This window comes from Paraburkholderia sp. UCT2, assembly GCF_014397665.1.
Taxonomy (GTDB): Bacteria; Pseudomonadota; Gammaproteobacteria; order Burkholderiales; family Burkholderiaceae; genus Paraburkholderia; species Paraburkholderia tuberum.
Map to the genome: position 1 here is coordinate 151275 of NZ_VZQO01000001.1, position 17245 is coordinate 168519.

Sequence of the window (17245 nt, forward strand, 5' to 3'; positions counted from 1 at the left end):
GCTTGGCAATCTCAAAAAGATCCTGCATAATTTCGCTTCTGTTGGGGCGTTAGCTCAGTTGGTAGAGCAGCGGACTCTTAATCCGTAGGTCGAGTGTTCGAGTCACTCACGCCCCACCACCAGATTCAAGCAAAAAGCCCGGTCACTGCGACCGGGCTTTTTGCGTTCTGTCGCCTGTGCCGGTAAATGGGACAACCCGGCTGCGGCACGCCCATTCGCAAACTACTGCGAGATTACGCAAGCTGGCGACCCTATCACCATACGCCCAACACCCGCTCCCGCGTAATGGCCATGCCATTAACCAGTTAGCATAATTTCACTTCTAACCCTAAAGATTCTCAAGCTAGCGGCCGACATTCCACATGCCCTTCCTTTCCTCACAAGAATGCAAGGACGGGTATCTGCGAAGAAATTAATTCAAATGATTGGCCAGCGTGCAGCAGGGGACCGTAGTGATCTGCTGCAGAAACACAGGGGAAGTTATGAAATTGAACAAACTTGCACTTACAGCAGTTCTTCTGGCTACGGCCGGCACCACCAGCTTGCTGACCGGGTGTGCGGCGACCCAGGTTGCGATCAGCAAGCACGACCTGGATGTCCAGACAAAGATGTCGGACACGATCTTCCTGGACCCGGTCGCCGATTCGAAAAAGACTGTTTTCGTGCAGATTCGCAATACCTCCGACAAGCCTGATTTCGACATCGCGGCTGACGTGAAAGCGGCCGTCTCGGGCAAGGGATACCGCATCGTCGGAGACCCCGACCATGCGCAATATATTCTTCAGGCAAACATCCTGCAGGTAGGCAAGGTCGCTCCGTCGGCGGCCCAGGAAGCATTCGGCGGATATGGCGCCCCTCTTGGCGGTGCCTTTCTTGGCGCGGCCGCCGCGGCATCGTTTGGTAGCACACATGCCGCGCCGATCGCTGGCGCGGCCCTCGCGGGCGGCCTGATCGAACTGGTCGCCAACGCTGCAGTTAAAGACGTGTACTACACCGCCATTACCGACGTGCAAATCAAGGAGCGCCAGCACAGTGGCGTAGCGAGCCACGAAAACTCCACACACAACCTGCACCAAGGCAACAGTGGCGGCACAACCGTGACCTACAGCGAAGATACGAACTATCGTACGTATCAGACCCGCATCTTGAGCGTCGCCAACAAGGTGAATCTCGAGTTCGCTGAAGCAGCGCCGCCGCTGCGCAGTGGGCTGGTGCGCGTTATCGCTGGCTCGTTCTAATCCAGGCATCGACAACCGGCGCGAGGTAGCACGTCGCGGAAATCAGAAAGGGTTGCACGCGAAAGCGTCGCAACCCTTCTTCATTTCCGGTGCAGAAAAATCAGGAGCGACCGGTCACCCAACTCCCATTTGCGCAACCCTATTCCTGCCACCGGCCTTCGCCGTATACAACGCCTCATCGGCAGCCCGAACGACGACGCTGACATCCGTCACCCGATCCGACCGCGACGTGGTCGCGCCGATGCTGACCGTCACGCGACCGAACTCGCAGCCCTGGTGCGCGATGTCCAACTCGCCGATCGCCACGCGGATGTTCTCGCCGACCACCCCGGCACCGGCGGCGTCGGTATCCGGCAGCACCACGACGAACTCCTCGCCGCCGTATCGACCGACGCAATCGCCCGGCCGCTGGATCACCCTGCGGATGCAGCGCGCGACCGCGGTCAGCGCGACGTCGCCGGCCTGGTGACCGTAGGTATCGTTATAGGCTTTGAAGTGATCGATATCGACGAACAGCAGCGATAACACGCTGCCCGTGCGGCGCGCGCGCAGCCATTCGCGCTCGAGCGTTTCGCACAGCGCGCGGCGATTGGGCAGGCCGGTGAGTCCGTCCGTGCCGGCAAGCCGTTCGAGCTCGTGCTCCACCCGCTGTCGACGCCGCAACTCGGCGCCGAGCCACGCCGCCAACACGATCACGCCGATCCCGAAGATCAGCATCAGCGAACCGATCGTCAGCGCGCGCCCCCACCAGCCCGCATAGATATCGTCGGTCGCCTCGGCGACCAGCACGATCAGCGGCAATTGCGGAATCCGTCTGAACGAGTAAAGCCGCTCGGCGCCGTCGAGCGGCGAAGACGCGATAAAGCTGCCCTCGTCTTTCGCGAGCAGGTGCTGGAAGAACGGCGTCTTGCTGATGTCGCTGCCCGTCACGTGTCGATCGTCGGGCCGTCGCACGATGATCGTGCCGTCCGTTCTGACGATCGACACCGAGCCATGCTGCCCGATCCGCAGATCCGCGAACAGGCTCGCGAAATACTCCTGATCGATACCGAGCGCGACGATTCCCGCAAACGATCCGTCAGGCCGGGACAGTCGCCGGCTCAGCGCGATGCTACGCGAACCGGGTCTGAGTCTCGAGTTGTACGGCGCGCTGACATCGAGCCCGAGATCCGGATCTTCACGATGAATCCTGAAGTACGGACGGTCCGAGAGGTTTCCCCCGCGCGGCACGTCGCTATCCGAATCGATCACGACGTTGCCCAGTGCGTCGATCACCACCATCGCGCCGACGTATTGCCCGGTCGCCGCGCGATCGAACAGGATCTCGCGCCGCAAACGCGGCGAATCGAGCACGCCCGGACGCCCGAGGCCATCGGCGACGGCCTGCAGCGACAGCGCGTACAGCTCGAAATTGCGCGCGATGTCGCGCTCGGTGATCGTCGCGACATCGCGCGTCGAATCGAGTGCGCGCGCAATCGCATCCTCGCGGCTCTGATACAGCGCGTAGCCACACAGCGCGAGCATTGCGAGCACCACGCCGCATCCCGCGTAGATGACGCCATCGCGTGGCATCCGCCATCTGCGCGCCCGTGCGATCAAGACGCGAAACCGGGCCTTTCTTTTGTGGATCATGTGCTCTGCGTTTCCAACGGCGGGACTCAGTTTGTCGAAGTGCTCACTACGCTTCCGGTTTGTTGGGACAGAGCACCGAGCAGATAGCGAATCCATACGCAAGTGGAATCACGCATTTTCGAGGCTTCGGACTGTTTATCGGGCCGAATAATCGCCCGCTGCATAGGGGCATATCATAAGTTTCGATAAATAGAATTTACCTGATAATTCAAAAATTGTTTTTCCTCGGTAACGTTTGCGCGTATTTCTTTTTTAAATTCAAACGCGTGTTTGTTATCGAATCATCGCGTCATTACCTAATGTTTTTGTGAACCGTTGAAGCCGCAGCGGTTTTAACTTCTTATCGACTGGGCAATTTCCTTCAATACATGCCCTCGCCGCCTCGTTACCGTTGAGCGTCGCAATCCATTCGCACACTCACGTTTCGAGGCATCCGATGACCGCATTACTCTCGATGGCCGCGTTCGCGCTCGCCAGTTCCATTTCTCCCGGCCCGGTCAACGTCGTCGCGCTGAGCGCCGGCGCGCAGCACGGGCTCGCCGCGAGTCTGCGGCACGTCACTGGCGCGACGGTCGGTTTCACGTTGCTGCTTCTGTTGATCGGCCTCGGCCTGCACGAATTGCTCGCGCGCTTTCCCAATCTGATCGAGATCGTCAAATGGGCGGGCGTGGGCTTTCTGCTCTACATGGCCTACAAGCTCACCATCGATGACGGCCAGCTCGGCGCGGACAAGCCGCCGCGCGGGCCGTCGTTCGCGCACGGCGCGGCCATGCAATGGCTCAATCCGAAGGCGTGGCTCGCGTCGCTGGCCGGCATGGGCGCGTATGCGGCAGGCGGCGACGGCGGGCTCGTCTGGCAATTCACGGTGCTGTACTTCGTGATCTGCTATCTATCGATCGCGAGCTGGGCGTATGCCGGCACGTTTTTGCGCAGGCATCTGCGTGAAGCGAAGCGGGTCCGGGTGTTCAATCGCGTGATGGCGGCGCTGCTCGCGCTCAGTGCAATGTATCTGCTTGTGGAGTGACGCGAGCCGCGCCTGCTTCCTGAGGCGGCTTCATGCCGCGTCACGCTCCGCTGCGATATTGGCCCGGCGTCGCCGCCACCAGCCGCTCGAAGGTGCGCTGCAAATGCGCCTGATCGGCGAAGCCGGCATCGAGCGCGACATCGGCGATCAGTGCCCCGCGCCGCAGTTGCGCGCGACTGTACTGGATGCGTCGGTTGATCAGATACGCGTGGGGCGTCATGCCGTAGCGCAGCTTGAACGCGCGTATCAGGTGCGACGCGGACAGCCCGGTGGCTTCGCACACATCGTCGAGTTTCAGCGCGCGCGTGCAGTTTTCGGCGATGTACTCCGCGGCGCGCGCGAGTTGGCCGCTCACGGCACGCTCGGGCAGGCTCGCCGGATTGAGCGTTTGCTGCACGCTGGAGAAGAAGGTGATGGCCGCGCTTTCCTTGCGCAGGGTGTCGTTGTCGTCGTCGTTACCGGCGAGAATCGCGCACAGCCGGTTCAGGCCGTCGAACAGCGCGGCGTCGAGCGTCATGATCTGCGAAAACGCGCGGAACGCATGGTTCTCGTTGAAGCCCAGCTCGTGCTGCAGTTTCGTGAACCACGCAACGTCGACGTGCAGCATCCGATACGACCACCGCTCGCCGGCAACCGGGTTGCACGCGTGCACATCGTCGGGGTTCATCATCACGACGGCGCCCGCGCCGACCCATTCCCGCGCGTGGCGGTTCAGATACACGCTGCGGCCTCCCGTCACCGCGCCGATCGAAAACGTTTCGTGCGAATGTTTGGCGTAGCAGACCTTGCGGCCATCGTCGATGGAACGCGCCTCGATGAACGGCAGCGCCGCGCTGCGCCAGAAGCGCGGCGCGTCTGCGCCTTTTGCGCGTGCGGTGTTCGCAGCGCTTGTCGCTTCGATCGTCTCGCTCATGCGCGCTCTCCGGTTGATCCGCCGACTTCGCCGTTGTCTCCGACTTCGCGAAGCCTACGTATCGTAGCCGTCAAACGCATGGCCAACAAGCGAACGCGCGGCGCCGCTCGCAAACGGCGCCGCCGCCCGAACGCTACGCGATTACTTCGCGCTGACGTCGATATTGCCGAGATATTTCGCGGCGAGCGTCTTCACCGTGCCGTCGGCTTGCACCTTCGCGATCGCGGCGTTCAACTGATCGCGCAGCGCGGTATCACCCTTGCGAATGCCGTATGCGATGCCGCTGCCGAGAATCTTGTCGTCACGCACAGGCTGACCGACGAATGCGTAGCCCTTACCTTCGGGCTTCGACAGAAAGCCCGTTTGTCCGGCCGGCGCGAGCACGAGCGTGCCGTCGAGACGGCCAGCCGTCAGATCGGCATAGACCTGGTTCTGATCCTGATACGGCAGCACGATCACGCCGGCCGGTTCCCAATGCACCTTAGCGAAGGTCTCCTGAATCGAGCCTTGCAGTACGCCGATGCGCTTGCCCTTCAGCGACTCAGGCGTCGGCTGCAAACCGCTGTCGCTGCGCGCGATCAGTTGCGACGGCACGCGATAGACGACGGTCGTGAAATCGATCGCCTGGCGGCGCTGCTCGGTCGCGTTCATCGCTGAATTGATCGCGTCGAACTTGCGGCCTTGCAGCGCCGGAATCAGGCCGTCGAACGAGGTTTCGACCCACTTGCACGTCATGTGCGCGGCCGCGCAGACCGCGTTGCCCACGTCGATATCGAGCCCTTGCAGTTCGCCGTTCGGTCCTTTCGACTCGAACGGCGGGTACTGCGCTTCGAGGCCGAAACGCAGCGTCGCGGTATCGGCGGCGCTTGCGGCCGACGATGTTGCGAGCGACGCGCCGGCACAGGCCAGCGCCAACAAGCACTTGAGCAACTTCATAACATCTCCCTTCATTCTTCGAATACTTTGATGACTTCGATACTTCGAGTGTGCTCTCGCGCGCTCAGATTTCACACAAACGCCGCGCGCCTTCGAGCAGCGTCGCGTCGTCCTTCGAGAAACTCAGGCGAATCAGCCCCGAATCCGTGCCGTCGGTGTAGAACGCCGACAGCGGAATCGTCGCGACGCGCGCATCGCGGATCAGGCGCAGCACGAAATCGCTGTCGCTTTCATCGGAGAAGCCGCGGAATCGGGCGAGCATAAAGAAACTGCCTTCGCTCGGCAACAGCTCGAAGCGCGATTCGCGCAGCGCATGCGCGAGCAGATCGCGTTTCTTCTGATAGAAGTCGGACAGGCCGAGGTAGCTGTCGCGATTGGCGAGCGCGTCGACGAACGCGTGTTGCATCGGCGTATCGGCGGAGAACACCATGAACTGATGGACCTTGCGGATCTCGTCCATCAGCGCGGCGGGCGCGAGGCAATAGCCGACGCGCCAGCCGGTCACGTGGTACGACTTGCCGAACGACGACACGATCACGCTGCGCTCGGCGAGTTCCTGATGGCGCGCCATGCTCTGATGCTTCGCGCCGTCGAACACGACGTGTTCGTAGACCTCGTCGGACAGAATCACGATGTCGGTGTTGCGCGTGAGCGCCTTCAGCCGCTCGATATCGGCGTCGCTAAAAATCGTCGCGGTCGGATTGTGCGGTGTGTTGACGATGATCATGCGCGTCTTCGGCGTGATCGCGGCGGCGACTTCATCCCAGTTCACGCGGAAGTGATCGAGCGACAGCTTGATCGCGACCGGCTTCGCGCCCTGCAGGCGCACGATCGGGCCGTAGCTGTCGAACGACGGCTCGAAGTAGATCACTTCGTCGCCCGGATGCACGAGCGCGCTGATCGTCGAATAAAGACCTTCGCTCGCGCTCGCGAGCACGGTCACCTCGCTGGCGGGGTCGTAGCGCACGCCGTACAGCGTTTCGACCTTGTCGGCGAGCGCTTCGCGCAGCGCGCCGATGCCGGCCATCGGCGCGTACTGGTTGTGGCCGGCGCGCATCGCCTGCGCGACGCCGTCGACGAGCTTCGGGTCCGGCGCGAAATTCGGCGCGCCCTGCGACAGGTTCAACGCATCGTGTTGCGCGGCCAGTTGGCCGATCACGGTAAAAATGGTGGTGCCGACGTCCGGCAGTTTCGAGCGGGCTTGCATGGCGCTCTGCATAAGACTTTCTCCCTTTCTACACCCGCCGGCGGCCGCGCGAATGGCGGCGGCGGGGCGTTCCTTCCGGTGGGGTGATTAGGCATCAGCCAAAGAACGCTCACAATCGAAACTTTGTCATGCGCGGCATGCGTTTTCTTCATGGCTCGCGCGAAGCCGCTCGACGCAGGCCTAAGCCGGCGGCTTCATGGTTTGCGGGGACGCGGTGCGGATTTCGGGGAATGCGGGTAACTGCGTAGGTATGAAGGAATGTGATGCTGAGCGGCCCGGTCGCGAAAACGGCCGCTGACGCGGCCGTTTTTCGAGTTATTGGACTTTCAATGAAAGCCGGAACTTCGGGTGAATCATGCTTCGTCCATCAAACGAACCTTGACCTTGCGCCCCTTCAGCTTGCCCGCGCTGAGCCGGCGCACCGCCTCGCGCGCGATGCTGCGCTCCACCGCGACATAGGTCGACATGTCGGTCACGTTGATCTTGCCGATCTGCGAGCCCGCGAAGCCGGCGTCGCCGGTCAGCGCGCCGAGCACGTCGCCGGGACGGATCTTGTCCTTGCGGCCGCCGAGGATCTGCAGCGTTTCCATCGGCGGCAGCAGCGGGTCGTTGCTGGCCGCCTTCAGCTCGGCCAGCTTGTGCCATTCGACGTCGCGCTTGTGCGCCTGCTCGATCCCACCGACGCGCCCCATCTCGTCCATGCTCGCGAGACTCAGCGCCCAGCCTTCCTGATCGGCGCGGCCCGTGCGGCCGATGCGATGCGTGTGCACTTCCGGGTCCGGCGTCACGTCGACGTTGATCACCGCTTCGAGTTGCGCGATGTCGAGGCCGCGCGCGGCGACGTCGGTCGCGACGAGCACCGAGCAGCTGCGGTTCGCGAACTGGATCAGCACCTGATCGCGCTCGCGCTGATCGAGTTCGCCGTGCAGCGCAAGCGCATGGAAGCCCTGCGCGCGCAGCACGTCGAGCAGATCGCGGCACTGCTGCTTCGTGTTGCAGAACGCGATCGTGCTGACCGGACGATAGTGATTCAACAGCAGACCGACCGCGTGCAGACGCTCGTCTTCGGTCACTTCGTAGAAGCGCTGACGGATCTTGCTGTCCTCGTGCCGCTCGGCGAGTTTGACTTCCTTCGGGTTTCGCAGGAATTGCTGGCTCAGCTTCGCGATGCCCTCGGGGTACGTCGCCGAAAACAGCAGCGTTTGGCGCTCTTTCGGGCATTGCCTGGCGACTTTCGCGATGTCGTCGAAGAAACCCATGTCGAGCATGCGGTCGGCTTCGTCGAGCACGAGCGTGTTCAGCGATTGCAGATCGAGGCTGCCGCGTTCGAGGTGATCCATGATGCGGCCCGGCGTGCCGACCACGACGTGCGCGCCATGTTCGAGGCTCGCCGTCTGCGGACGCATCGGCGTGCCGCCGCACAAGGTCAGCACCTTGATGTTTTCTTCCGCGCGCGCGAGACGGCGGATTTCCTGCGTGACCTGATCGGCGAGTTCGCGCGTCGGGCACAGCACCATTGCCTGCGTGCCGAATTTGCGTACATCGAGGCGCGCGAGCAGCGCCAGCGAAAACGCCGCGGTCTTGCCGCTGCCGGTTTTCGCCTGCGCGATCAGATCTTGACCGGCGAGCGCGATCGGCAGGCTCGCGGCCTGGATTGGCGTCATCTCGACGTAGCCGAGCTGCGTCAGGTTCGCGAGGGTGGCGGGCGGTAGCGGCAGTTCGCTGAATGCGGCGCCGGCGGCGGTGGGACTGTTCATAGGATCGTCTGTAGGAATCGCGATTACTCGGCCATCGGGCCCTGATCGGGGCGGCCCGGCAACTGCTCGTACAGCACCGCGCCGTTGTCGCCGTCGAAACGCTCGACGTAATTGCGCGCGCCGCACAGCGGGCAGCGGAACAGCAGCCCCTGGCCTTCGTTCTTGATGACGACGTCGGATTGCTCCCACTGCGCGCCGCAGGACTGATTTCTACAGGTGAACACGTTGATTCTCCAACTGGATTCGATGATCGATCGGCAAGGTCGCACTGCGGCCTTGCCGTGTATGGGGTTGCCGCGCCGGCGCTGGGTCGTGACGCGATAGCGCTCGACGGCAAGCATGGCGTCAGCCGAGATGCGTATGCCGCGGACGCGGCACGGCCACATCCATGTCGGTCAGGCCGTGCACGATGCCGCAGTCTTCGACCGGATGCTCGCCGTGGCATTGGTCGCGCAGCGTCGTCAGTTGCGCCTTCAGCTGCTGCAGTTCTTCGATACGCGTGTCGATGTGCGCGATGTGCTCGTCGACCAGCGTATGCATGCCGCCGCAGCCGTTCGCCGGCGCGTCGGTCAGACGCAGCAATGCGCGGATTTCGTCGTGAGTCATGTCGAGCGCGCGGCAATTGCGAATGAAGCGCAGGCGCTCGACATGCTTTGCCGTGTAACTGCGGTAATTGGCTTCGGTGCGCTCCGCCTCGGGCAGCAGGCGCTCTTTTTCGTAGAAACGGATGGTTTCCGTCGTGCAATGGGCGATTTTCGCCAGTTCGCCGATTTTCATGGACCCTTCCTCCACGCGGCCTTGACCTTGTAGTGGCTTCAGGGTGTTTACTAGACCACAAATCGCACGAGGAAGCCACCAATGCCTGACACCTGCCGTATTGCCACCGATCGTCCGGAACGCGAGGAAGCCTGTACACACGGGGGTTGCGGCGACGTTGATGCGCGGCGCGACCATGATCACGGCCACGCCCATGATCACGCTGCTGTCGCTTGCTGCGCCGCTAGCGCTTTTGCGCCTGCGTCGCTGCGCCTGCCTCCGTCCGAAGCCCTCGGCGACGACCTTCGCACCGCAATCCGCATCCTGCAGATGGACTGCCCGACCGAGGAAGCGCTGATCCGCAAGAAACTCGGCCGTATGCCGGTCGTGCGTAGCATGGACTTCAACCTGATGCAGCGCGTGCTGACTGTCGTCCACGCGCCGGAGGCGCTCGAGTCGGTCCTGGCCGCCCTGCGCTCGCTCGACTTCACGCCCGAACTGGCAAGCGACGCCGGAAAGGGTGGGAACGCCGACGCGGTGCCCCAGGCAGCCACTGACGCAATGCGCAAGCCGTGGTGGCCCCTGATCCTCGCCGGCATCGTCGCGGGAGCCTCAGAAGCCGCTAGCTGGCTCGGCGCGCCGGCCTGGGTGGTGGCGGGTATGGCGGTCGTCGCGATTGCCTCCTGTGGCCTCACGACATATCGCAAGGGCTGGGTCGCGCTGCGCAACGGCAACTTGAACATCAACGCGCTGATGAGCATCGCCGTGACCGGCGCGGCGCTGCTCGGCCAGTGGCCCGAAGCGGCAATGGTGATGGTGCTCTTCACGATCGCCGAGCTGATCGAGGTGCGCTCGCTCGACCGCGCGCGCAACGCGATCGAAGGGCTCATGCGGCTCACGCCCGAACAGGCCAGCGTGCAGCAGCCCGATGGAGCGTGGCAGCCCGTCCGCGTCGACGCGATCGTGCCCGGGACGCTCGTGCGCGTGAAGCCGGGCGAGCGGATCGCGCTCGATGGCGAAATCGTCGCGGGCCGCTCGAGCGTCGATCAGGCGCCGATCACCGGCGAGAGCCTGCGCGTCGACAAGGCGATCGGCGACGCCGTATTCGCCGGCACGATCAACCAGGCGGGCTCGTTCGATTATCAAGTGACGGCGGCCGCCGGCAACACGACGCTCGCGCGGATCATCCACGCGGTCGAGGAGGCGCAGGGCACGAAGGCGCCGACCCAGCGCTTCGTCGATGAATTCGCGCGCGTTTATACGCCGATCGTGTTCGCGATTGCGCTCGCCGTCGCTCTGGTCCCACCACTCGTGTTCGGTGGAGCCTGGCACGCGTGGGTGTACAAGGCGCTGGTGCTGCTCGTGATCGCGTGTCCGTGCGCGCTCGTGATTTCGACGCCGGTGACGATCGTCAGCGGGCTCGCGGCCGCGGCGCGCAAGGGGATTCTGATCAAGGGTGGCGTTTATCTCGAACAGGGTCGCAAGCTGACCCGGCTGGCGCTCGATAAGACCGGGACGATTACGCACGGGAAGCCAGTGCAGACGGAGTTTGAGGTGGTTGGTGACGCGGGTGAAACGTTCCGATACCGTACGCTTGCGGCAAGCCTCGGGGGCCGCTCCGACCACCCTGTTTCGATGGCGATCGCTGCTGCCGCCAATGACGACGGCGTCGAACACCTGCACGTCGATGCGTTCGACGCGATCGCTGGACGCGGCGTGCGCGGCGATATCGACGGTATCGGGTACTGGCTCGGCAATCATCGCCTGGTCGAGGAACTGGGCCGCTGCTCGCCGCAACTCGAAGCGCGTCTCGATGCGCTCGAACAGCACGGCAAAACCGTCGTGATGCTCGCCGATGCGCAGCGCGTGCTCGCGCTGTTTGCGGTCGCCGACACGGTGAAGGAAACGAGCCGCGCCGCCGTCGCCGAATTACGGCGGCTCGGCGTCGGCACCACGATGCTGACCGGCGACAACCGTCATACCGCCGAGGCGATCGCGCACCAGGTCGGCGTCGATGAAGCGCGCGGCGATCAGTTGCCCGAGGACAAGCTCGACGCGCTCACGCAATGGTCGAGCGATGGCGCGACGGTCGGCATGGTCGGCGACGGCATCAACGATGCGCCCGCGCTCGCGCGCGCTGACATCGGCTTCGCGATGGGTGCGATGGGTTCCGACACCGCGATCGAAACCGCCGACGTCGCGTTGATGGACGACGATCTGCGGAAGATTCCGGCGTTTATCCGGTTGTCGAAGGCGACGTACGGGGTGCTGGTGCAGAACATCGCGCTCGCGCTTGGCATCAAGAGCGTGTTCTTCGTGCTGACGTTGATGGGCTTCGGCACGATGTGGATGGCGGTGTTCGCAGATGTCGGTGCGAGTTTGCTGGTAGTGGGCAATGGGTTGAGGTTGTTGCGCAAGTGAGTGGGCGTGCGAGGTTTGCGCTCGTTGCGTCCTACGCTGAACCGTCGTTCACGGCAGGATGCGTCGGAGCGCTGGCTAGCAGCTCATTGCTGTCGTCTTTCAAGCCCACCCCTGTCAGTCTCAGCTTCCTCGCCCGCGTGAGCAGATAGTGCAGCTTGTGCGCGGCCTGCGGATAGTCGAGGCCTTGCGGGCGCACGTTGGAAATGCAGTTGCGCTGGGCGTCGCTGCACCCCGTTTTCGGCGCGTACGTGACGTAGATGCCGAGGCTATCCGGCGAACTCAAACCCGGCCGCTCGCCGATCAGCATCACAACGATTTTCGCGTCGAGCAATTCGCCGATCTCGTCGCCGAGTGCGACGCGTGCCTGACGCGCGACCACTACGGGACCGATGGTCCAACCCGCGAGCTTTGGATGTATAGCTTGCAGCAACGGTACGGCCTGCTTCGATGCGGCGAACGCCGATAGACCATCGCCGATCACAAACAGCACATCGCTTGATTGCGATGGTAGTCGGCCAAGCGTCGCGCGACTCTCCTCCGACAGACGCCGCCCAAGATCAGGGCGCCTCAAATAATGCTCGCGATCCGGCGCGGCGCTATGCACGTCGAGCGTGTTGAAACCTTGCGCGCGCAGTTGTGCGTGCAGCGGGTCCACGTCGAGCGGATGGTGCACGGCGTCGCGCGCCTGCGCATGCGCGAGATTGAACGCGAGCAATGGTGCGGTCGGCAGGCTGTTGCCCGCTCGGCCCAACGCGATGCGTGCCTGCGTAAACCGACCCAGTGCGCTCCACGGGTCCTTGTCGAGTGCGTCGTTCTCGCTCATGCGATCCCCATCCAGTCGCGCGCGCTCTCGAGCAGCGGTTGCCGCGCCGATGCGCCGATCAACGCGCCGCGTGCGTCGATGATCTGCATCGACTCCAGCCATTCCTCGAATTCCGGCGCACGGCGCAAACCGAGCACGTCGCGCACGTACAGCGCGTCGTGAAAGGACGTGCTCTGATAGTTGAGCATGACGTCGTCCGCGCCAGGTACGCCCATGATGAAATTGATGCCCGCTACGCCGAGCAGCGTCAGCAGATTGTCCATGTCGTCCTGGTCCGCTTCGGCGTGGTTCGTGTAGCAGATGTCGCAACCCATCGGCACGCCGAGCAGCTTGCCGCAGAAGTGATCCTCGAGACCCGCGCGGGTGATCTGCTTGCCATCGTACAAATACTCGGGGCCGATGAAACCGACTACCGTGTTCACCAGAAACGGCTTGAACTTGCGCGCGACCGCATAGGCGCGCGCCTCGCAGGTCTGCTGGTCAACGCCGAAATGCGCATCCGCCGACAACGCGCTGCCCTGCCCCGTTTCGAAGTACATCAGATTGCTGCCGACGGTGCCGCGTTGGAGCGACAGCCCCGCCTCGTACGCTTCCTGCAGCAGCGCGAGCGAAATGCCAAAGCTCGCGTTCGCTTTTTCGGTACCGGCGATCGACTGGAATACGAGATCGACCGGCGCGCCTTTTTCCATCGCGGCGATCGTGCTCGTCACGTGCGTGAGTACGCACGACTGCGTCGGTACCTGATAGCGCTGGCGGAAGTCGTCGATCATCTGCAGCAGCTTCGTGATCGCGGCGAGGTTGTCGCTCGCGGGGTTGATGCCGATCAGCGCGTCGCCGCAGCCGTACATCAGGCCGTCGAGCATCGAGGCGGCGATGCCTTTGACGTCGTCGGTTGGGTGGTTCGGTTGCAGGCGTACGGACATGCGGCCCGGTAAACCGACCGTGTTGCGAAAGCGGGTGATGACCGGGCGCTTACGGGCGGCGGTAATCAGGTCCTGGTTGCGCATCAGCTTTGAGACGGCGGCGACCATTTCTGGTGTTAGGCCCTCGGTGATGCGGGTGAGTGCGTCGGTGTCGGTTGTGGTGCTGAGTAGCCAATTGCGGAAGTCGCCTACCGTCAGATGCGAGATTTCGGCGAAGGCTGCTGGCGAGTGATCGTCGATGATCAGGCGGGTGACTTCGTCGGTTTCGTAGGGGATCAGCGGTTCGTTCAGGAACGTGCGTAGCGGCACCTCGGCGAGCGCCATTTTGGCGGCGACCCGCTCTTCTTCGCTCGCTGCCGCGATGCTTGCGAGCTGGTCGCCCGAGCGTTGCGGGCTCGCTTTCGCGAGCAGGGTCTTCAGGTCGGCGAAGCGGTACGTGCGACTGCCGATCGACTCGGTGTAGCTCATGTTTGCGGCTCCATCGCCTCGCGCGAACGCGGGTAGGAATGGGAACGGCGGTTACATGCTGCGGGTTGCTTGGTGCTGGTGCTGGTGCTGGTGCTGCTCACTACACGATAGCGCCAAACGGCGGCAGCGTCACGTTGCGGAGATTGGGGCTGTTTGCCGATGCTGTGTTTGGCGCTCCTGCTCGCGTCCACGGGGCGCGGTCAACAGGCGCTCAATCCCCTTTGTGCGCACCGCTTGAAATCCGCAGGATTTGGTAAACGGCTGACACTCGCTGACGTGATACTTTGTTCGCATCCTCTCGCGCCAATTTTCTGCGGTCCAGTCATGAACGAATCAGAACATCGGGCTCGATACGAGACGCGACTCGCACGCGTGCTCGACCATATCTACGATCGCCTCGACGGACCGCTCGATATAGGACGGCTTGCCGAGATTGCTTGTTTGTCACCGTATCACTGGCACCGGATTTATCAGGCGATGTATGGCGAGACGGTCGCGACGACCGTGCGGCGTTTACGGTTGCATCGCGCAGCAGGTTTTCTTGCGAGTAGTTCGATGCCGATTGCTCAGATTGCCTAGCGTTCGGGGTATAGCAGTTTGCAGTCTTTTTCGCGGACGTTTCGCGCGGTGTTTGGTGTGCCGCCGGCGCAGTATCGCAGGCAAGGCACGCATAGCCGGTTTCGTCCGGCGCTTTCAGGAGACGATCAGATGACGATGATTCGTGAGGTCGTGATTCGTTATGTGGAGCCGATGGAGATTTTGTCGGTCGATCATGTCGGACCTTATATGCAGATCGGAAAGGCTTTTGATGCTTTGTTGGGGTGGCTTGCGAAACATAATCTGCTGGAGGCGCAGATGCGGATGATCGGGGTTTACTTCGATGATCCGGGAGTGGTCGAGGAGAAGGCGTTGCGGTCGAAGGCGGGTGTGTTGTTGCCGGGGCCTGTGATGGCTGAAGTGGCTTCGGCCGTTGGGATGGGTGGGGCGGTTTCTGCCACGCGTATACGCGGTGGGGAATATGCGGTGTTACGGCATGTTGGGCCGTATAGCGATATGCGAGCGGCTTATGAGTGGTTGTACGGGACCTGGCTCGTGCAGTCTGGGAGGGAGGCAGCGGATGCGCCGGTGTTTGAGGAGTATTTGAACAGTCCCAAGGAGACTGCGCCTGCGGAGTTGGTTACGGAGATTTGTTTGCCGTTGGGGTGAGGTGTGGGTGGCTGCGTTGGTGCTCGCTGGTTCTGCGTCCTGCGATGTTGCTGTCGTTATGTGCGTATACGTTGCGCGTGTTTCGGCGTGCTTCTCCGGTTTTTATAGTCTTTATATATGTATACGTAGTAATAGTTAACAAGTGGGGCGTTCGGCTGTGGATAACGTGGAAATTCGTTTACGGATCAACGCGCTGCAGAATCGATAACCCTTGGGAGCGCGGGCGGACAGGTTAACGGAGCCAGGGAGAAGTTTTAGCCGACCGGTTAACGCGGCGCATTTATCAAGGTTTCGCCCACAATGTGTTCGGCTGTTTTTACAAAAGTTGTCCAAAGGGGGATGTGGATAAGTGGCCTCGAGTGAAAGGCCATTTTTTGAAGATCTCGTTAGCGGCAACTGAATAGTGGCGCCCCGTTCGCGCAGAAAGCAAATCTCCGCGCGTTTTACGTAACAGCCCAAAGCAATGCTGTTCCCGCCAGTCTCAACGGAATTACGGGGCACGTGTCGGTGTCGGCTTGAGCGTAGTGGTAACCAAGTTGGCTATTGCCTTCTTCGTTTGCTCCGTCGCGCTCTCGTCGTACCCGATTGTCACGCCCCGTTCGACACAGGGGTCCGCATATGAGAATGGCAGGTTGCTTTTGACGTTAAGCAATTGTCCCGCACTGTGTTCTTCCCATGCACAATTGCGCACTGTTTGCGCTTTCGGCAGGGGGGTTGGATGTGCGAAGGCGCGCGCATCGAAAATATGATTAACCCCGGCAAACTCGGTCAGCTCTACGTCCGCCCCCTTGGCTTTCAGCCGTTCCACATAGGCTTTGCAAGGCGCGACCGGGTCATAGTTGTCTGCACTTCCATGGAATATGCGAATGGGAGCCTTTGATACGTTGTCGTCATCGAGGTAGTGGGCACTGCAGTCCGGGTAAAGCGGAACATAGGCTGCAAATCCTGGAGTGGACGCATCGGCATGCGCTTTCTGGAAGCGCACCATGCTCGCGTAGAGCGTGTCTTGCCCTCCACGGGAAAAGCCCATTAGCATCACGCGGCTCGCCTCGACATGAGGGTTTTTGGAAATAAGGCTGAGCGCGCGATACGCGTCTTCTGTCTGGGCGAGTCTGCCAAGCTGACTCTGGTCATTGATTGTGTTTTCTATGCCTCGGCTCGTGAAACTGTCGACAACGAAAGTGGCAACGCCCAAGGACAGGAACCACTGCTCCCAGTCCGTTATCTGGCCGCCGATACCCCCAGACGGGTGCAGCAGTATGACGGCGGGCAGCCTGTCGGTCCCGGATCGAGGCAGCCGCAATTCACCGGCTATCGTCACGCGCTTGCCGTCTTCGCTTCCGGCCAGAAATTGCTCGTCTGTAAGCGTCATCGACTCGAATGGAATGACTTCCATTCGCGCCACCTGCGCGTAGGAGACGCGCGGAATGCAAAGGAGCACAAGGACTAGCAAAAGGAACGGCAAGCCTCTCACACTTGCGAACATGGCCGTCTCCCATGAGTACGGACAGAGTTATTTATGCAGCGTTATAGGCGGTCCGGGCAGGAATGCAATGCAAATGACAGAATTGTCGTGATACGACAGACGGTGACGGCAGACGGCAGACGGCAGACGGCAGACACTTTATCGATTCGCCGGGTCGCGCATGTCCAGAAAGTCGAGGATTCGAGTCGCCTTTAGCCGTCCGGAATCGCCGAGCGCGGTCGGCGCGCGAGCGTGGCGCCCATTTCACTTCGCCGCCCCCAGGTTGATTCCTGAGCGGGAGAGGAGCAAAAACTCGAAGAAAGCCACCAACAGCTGTTTGGCCTGAATGTCGACTCGGCGAGCAGGAAGAAAAGCTCAAGCAGTATCAGCACGTCGAAGTATTGTTCATCAGCCTGACTATTAATAAAAAGACCCATAAGTTTCTCAACTTACGGGCCCGTTTTTCTCAGGTTATG

General features: G+C 62.0%; 16 protein-coding genes and 1 tRNA gene. 6 read left to right on the top strand and 11 right to left on the bottom strand.

Annotated elements, in window-relative coordinates:
• Nucleotides 1–43 precede the first annotated feature (43 nt).
• Nucleotides 44–119, top strand: a tRNA-Lys gene (locus F6X39_RS00725).
• 363 nt (nt 120–482) lie between these two features.
• Nucleotides 483–1238, top strand: a complete 756-nt coding sequence (locus F6X39_RS00730; RefSeq protein ID WP_184040829.1) for a complement resistance protein TraT — start codon at nt 483–485, stop codon at nt 1236–1238.
• 114 nt (nt 1239–1352) lie between these two features.
• On the opposite strand, the gene F6X39_RS00735 is transcribed toward F6X39_RS00730, so the two are convergent.
• The gene (locus tag F6X39_RS00735) at nt 1353–2810 is read right to left on the bottom strand and encodes a sensor domain-containing diguanylate cyclase (protein WP_262412441.1); all 1458 of its coding nucleotides are present in this window, start codon (nt 2808–2810) and stop codon (nt 1353–1355) included.
• Between the two features lie 496 nt (nt 2811–3306).
• Between F6X39_RS00735 and F6X39_RS00740 the strand changes: the two genes are divergently transcribed.
• Nucleotides 3307–3894 (top strand): LysE family translocator, encoded by a 588-nt coding sequence (locus F6X39_RS00740; protein WP_187615142.1) that lies wholly within the window; start codon nt 3307–3309, stop codon nt 3892–3894.
• A 40-nt stretch (nt 3895–3934) separates the two neighbouring features.
• On the opposite strand, the gene F6X39_RS00745 is transcribed toward F6X39_RS00740, so the two are convergent.
• The 6 genes from F6X39_RS00745 to cadR all read right to left on the bottom strand — a co-directional run bounded on the left by F6X39_RS00745 (nt 3935) and on the right by cadR (nt 9484).
• The gene (locus tag F6X39_RS00745; protein ID WP_187615143.1) at nt 3935–4807 is read right to left on the bottom strand and encodes an AraC family transcriptional regulator; all 873 of its coding nucleotides are present in this window, start codon (nt 4805–4807) and stop codon (nt 3935–3937) included.
• A gap of 141 nt (nt 4808–4948) precedes the next feature.
• Nucleotides 4949–5743, bottom strand: coding sequence for an ABC transporter substrate-binding protein (locus F6X39_RS00750; protein WP_018418949.1), 795 nt, complete (start codon nt 5741–5743; stop codon nt 4949–4951).
• Between the two features lie 64 nt (nt 5744–5807).
• The gene (locus F6X39_RS00755; RefSeq protein WP_184074344.1) at nt 5808–6962 is read right to left on the bottom strand and encodes a pyridoxal phosphate-dependent aminotransferase; all 1155 of its coding nucleotides are present in this window, start codon (nt 6960–6962) and stop codon (nt 5808–5810) included.
• Nucleotides 6963–7303: 341 nt separating this feature from the next.
• Nucleotides 7304–8707 (bottom strand): ATP-dependent RNA helicase DbpA, encoded by a 1404-nt coding sequence (gene dbpA, locus F6X39_RS00760; protein ID WP_187615144.1) that lies wholly within the window; start codon nt 8705–8707, stop codon nt 7304–7306.
• A 23-nt stretch (nt 8708–8730) separates the two neighbouring features.
• Nucleotides 8731–8931 (bottom strand): hypothetical protein, encoded by a 201-nt coding sequence (locus tag F6X39_RS00765; protein ID WP_090802271.1) that lies wholly within the window; start codon nt 8929–8931, stop codon nt 8731–8733.
• Between the two features lie 121 nt (nt 8932–9052).
• Nucleotides 9053–9484: a Cd(II)/Pb(II)-responsive transcriptional regulator gene (cadR, locus tag F6X39_RS00770; protein WP_184074348.1), complete on the bottom strand. Its 432-nt coding sequence runs from the start codon at nt 9482–9484 to the stop codon at nt 9053–9055.
• Nucleotides 9485–9565: 81 nt separating this feature from the next.
• Here cadR and F6X39_RS00775 point away from each other — a divergent pair, with 81 nt between their 5' ends.
• Complete coding sequence (locus F6X39_RS00775) at nt 9566–11884, top strand: heavy metal translocating P-type ATPase (RefSeq protein WP_187615145.1); 2319 nt, start codon at nt 9566–9568, stop codon at nt 11882–11884.
• Between the two features lie 31 nt (nt 11885–11915).
• Here the strand turns inward: F6X39_RS00775 and eutC are convergent, their stop codons facing one another.
• A complete protein-coding gene (eutC, locus tag F6X39_RS00780) occupies nt 11916–12707 on the bottom strand; it encodes an ethanolamine ammonia-lyase subunit EutC (RefSeq protein ID WP_187615146.1) in 792 nt (263 codons plus the stop codon).
• Nucleotides 12704–14098 carry an ethanolamine ammonia-lyase subunit EutB gene (locus F6X39_RS00785; RefSeq protein ID WP_184074354.1) on the bottom strand — a complete coding sequence of 465 codons (1395 nt, stop codon included), beginning with the start codon at nt 14096–14098 and terminating at the stop codon, nt 12704–12706. Before F6X39_RS00785 ends, eutC begins: the two co-directional genes overlap by 4 nt.
• Nucleotides 14099–14266: 168 nt before the next feature.
• Between F6X39_RS00785 and F6X39_RS37495 the strand changes: the two genes are divergently transcribed.
• Nucleotides 14267–14677, top strand: coding sequence for a helix-turn-helix domain-containing protein (locus F6X39_RS37495; protein WP_410449840.1), 411 nt, complete (start codon nt 14267–14269; stop codon nt 14675–14677).
• A 129-nt stretch (nt 14678–14806) separates the two neighbouring features.
• Entirely contained in the window at nt 14807–15304 is a 498-nt protein-coding gene (locus F6X39_RS37500) for a GyrI-like domain-containing protein (RefSeq protein ID WP_410449842.1), read from the top strand.
• Between the two features lie 490 nt (nt 15305–15794).
• Here F6X39_RS37500 and F6X39_RS00795 read toward each other — a convergent pair whose 3' ends face one another.
• Both F6X39_RS00795 and F6X39_RS00800 read right to left on the bottom strand, forming a co-directional pair.
• Nucleotides 15795–16700 carry a dienelactone hydrolase family protein gene (locus F6X39_RS00795; protein ID WP_262412443.1) on the bottom strand — a complete coding sequence of 302 codons (906 nt, stop codon included), beginning with the start codon at nt 16698–16700 and terminating at the stop codon, nt 15795–15797.
• Nucleotides 16701–16981: 281 nt separating this feature from the next.
• Entirely contained in the window at nt 16982–17206 is a 225-nt protein-coding gene (locus F6X39_RS00800) for a hypothetical protein (RefSeq protein ID WP_187615148.1), read from the bottom strand.
• Nucleotides 17207–17245 lie beyond the last annotated feature (39 nt).

Excerpts from the sequence above, each read along its gene's own strand:
- F6X39_RS00750 (WP_018418949.1), bottom strand. The coding sequence starts at position 5,743 with ATGAAGTTGCTCAAGTGCTTGTTGGCGCTGGCCTGTGCCGGCGCGTCG.
- F6X39_RS00800 (WP_187615148.1), bottom strand. The coding sequence starts at position 17,206 with ATGGGTCTTTTTATTAATAGTCAGGCTGATGAACAATACTTCGACGTG.
- F6X39_RS00775 (WP_187615145.1), top strand. The coding sequence starts at position 9,566 with ATGCCTGACACCTGCCGTATTGCCACCGATCGTCCGGAACGCGAGGAA.
- F6X39_RS00735 (WP_262412441.1), bottom strand. The coding sequence starts at position 2,810 with ATGCCACGCGATGGCGTCATCTACGCGGGATGCGGCGTGGTGCTCGCA.
- F6X39_RS00795 (WP_262412443.1), bottom strand. The coding sequence starts at position 16,700 with ATGGAAGTCATTCCATTCGAGTCGATGACGCTTACAGACGAGCAATTT.
- F6X39_RS00785 (WP_184074354.1), bottom strand. The coding sequence starts at position 14,098 with ATGAGCTACACCGAGTCGATCGGCAGTCGCACGTACCGCTTCGCCGAC.
- F6X39_RS00755 (WP_184074344.1), bottom strand. The coding sequence starts at position 6,962 with ATGCAGAGCGCCATGCAAGCCCGCTCGAAACTGCCGGACGTCGGCACC.
- eutC (WP_187615146.1), bottom strand. The coding sequence starts at position 12,707 with ATGAGCGAGAACGACGCACTCGACAAGGACCCGTGGAGCGCACTGGGT.
- F6X39_RS00745 (WP_187615143.1), bottom strand. The coding sequence starts at position 4,807 with ATGAGCGAGACGATCGAAGCGACAAGCGCTGCGAACACCGCACGCGCA.
- F6X39_RS37500 (WP_410449842.1), top strand. The coding sequence starts at position 14,807 with ATGACGATGATTCGTGAGGTCGTGATTCGTTATGTGGAGCCGATGGAG.
- cadR (WP_184074348.1), bottom strand. The coding sequence starts at position 9,484 with ATGAAAATCGGCGAACTGGCGAAAATCGCCCATTGCACGACGGAAACC.
- F6X39_RS00740 (WP_187615142.1), top strand. The coding sequence starts at position 3,307 with ATGACCGCATTACTCTCGATGGCCGCGTTCGCGCTCGCCAGTTCCATT.
- F6X39_RS00730 (WP_184040829.1), top strand. The coding sequence starts at position 483 with ATGAAATTGAACAAACTTGCACTTACAGCAGTTCTTCTGGCTACGGCC.
- dbpA (WP_187615144.1), bottom strand. The coding sequence starts at position 8,707 with ATGAACAGTCCCACCGCCGCCGGCGCCGCATTCAGCGAACTGCCGCTA.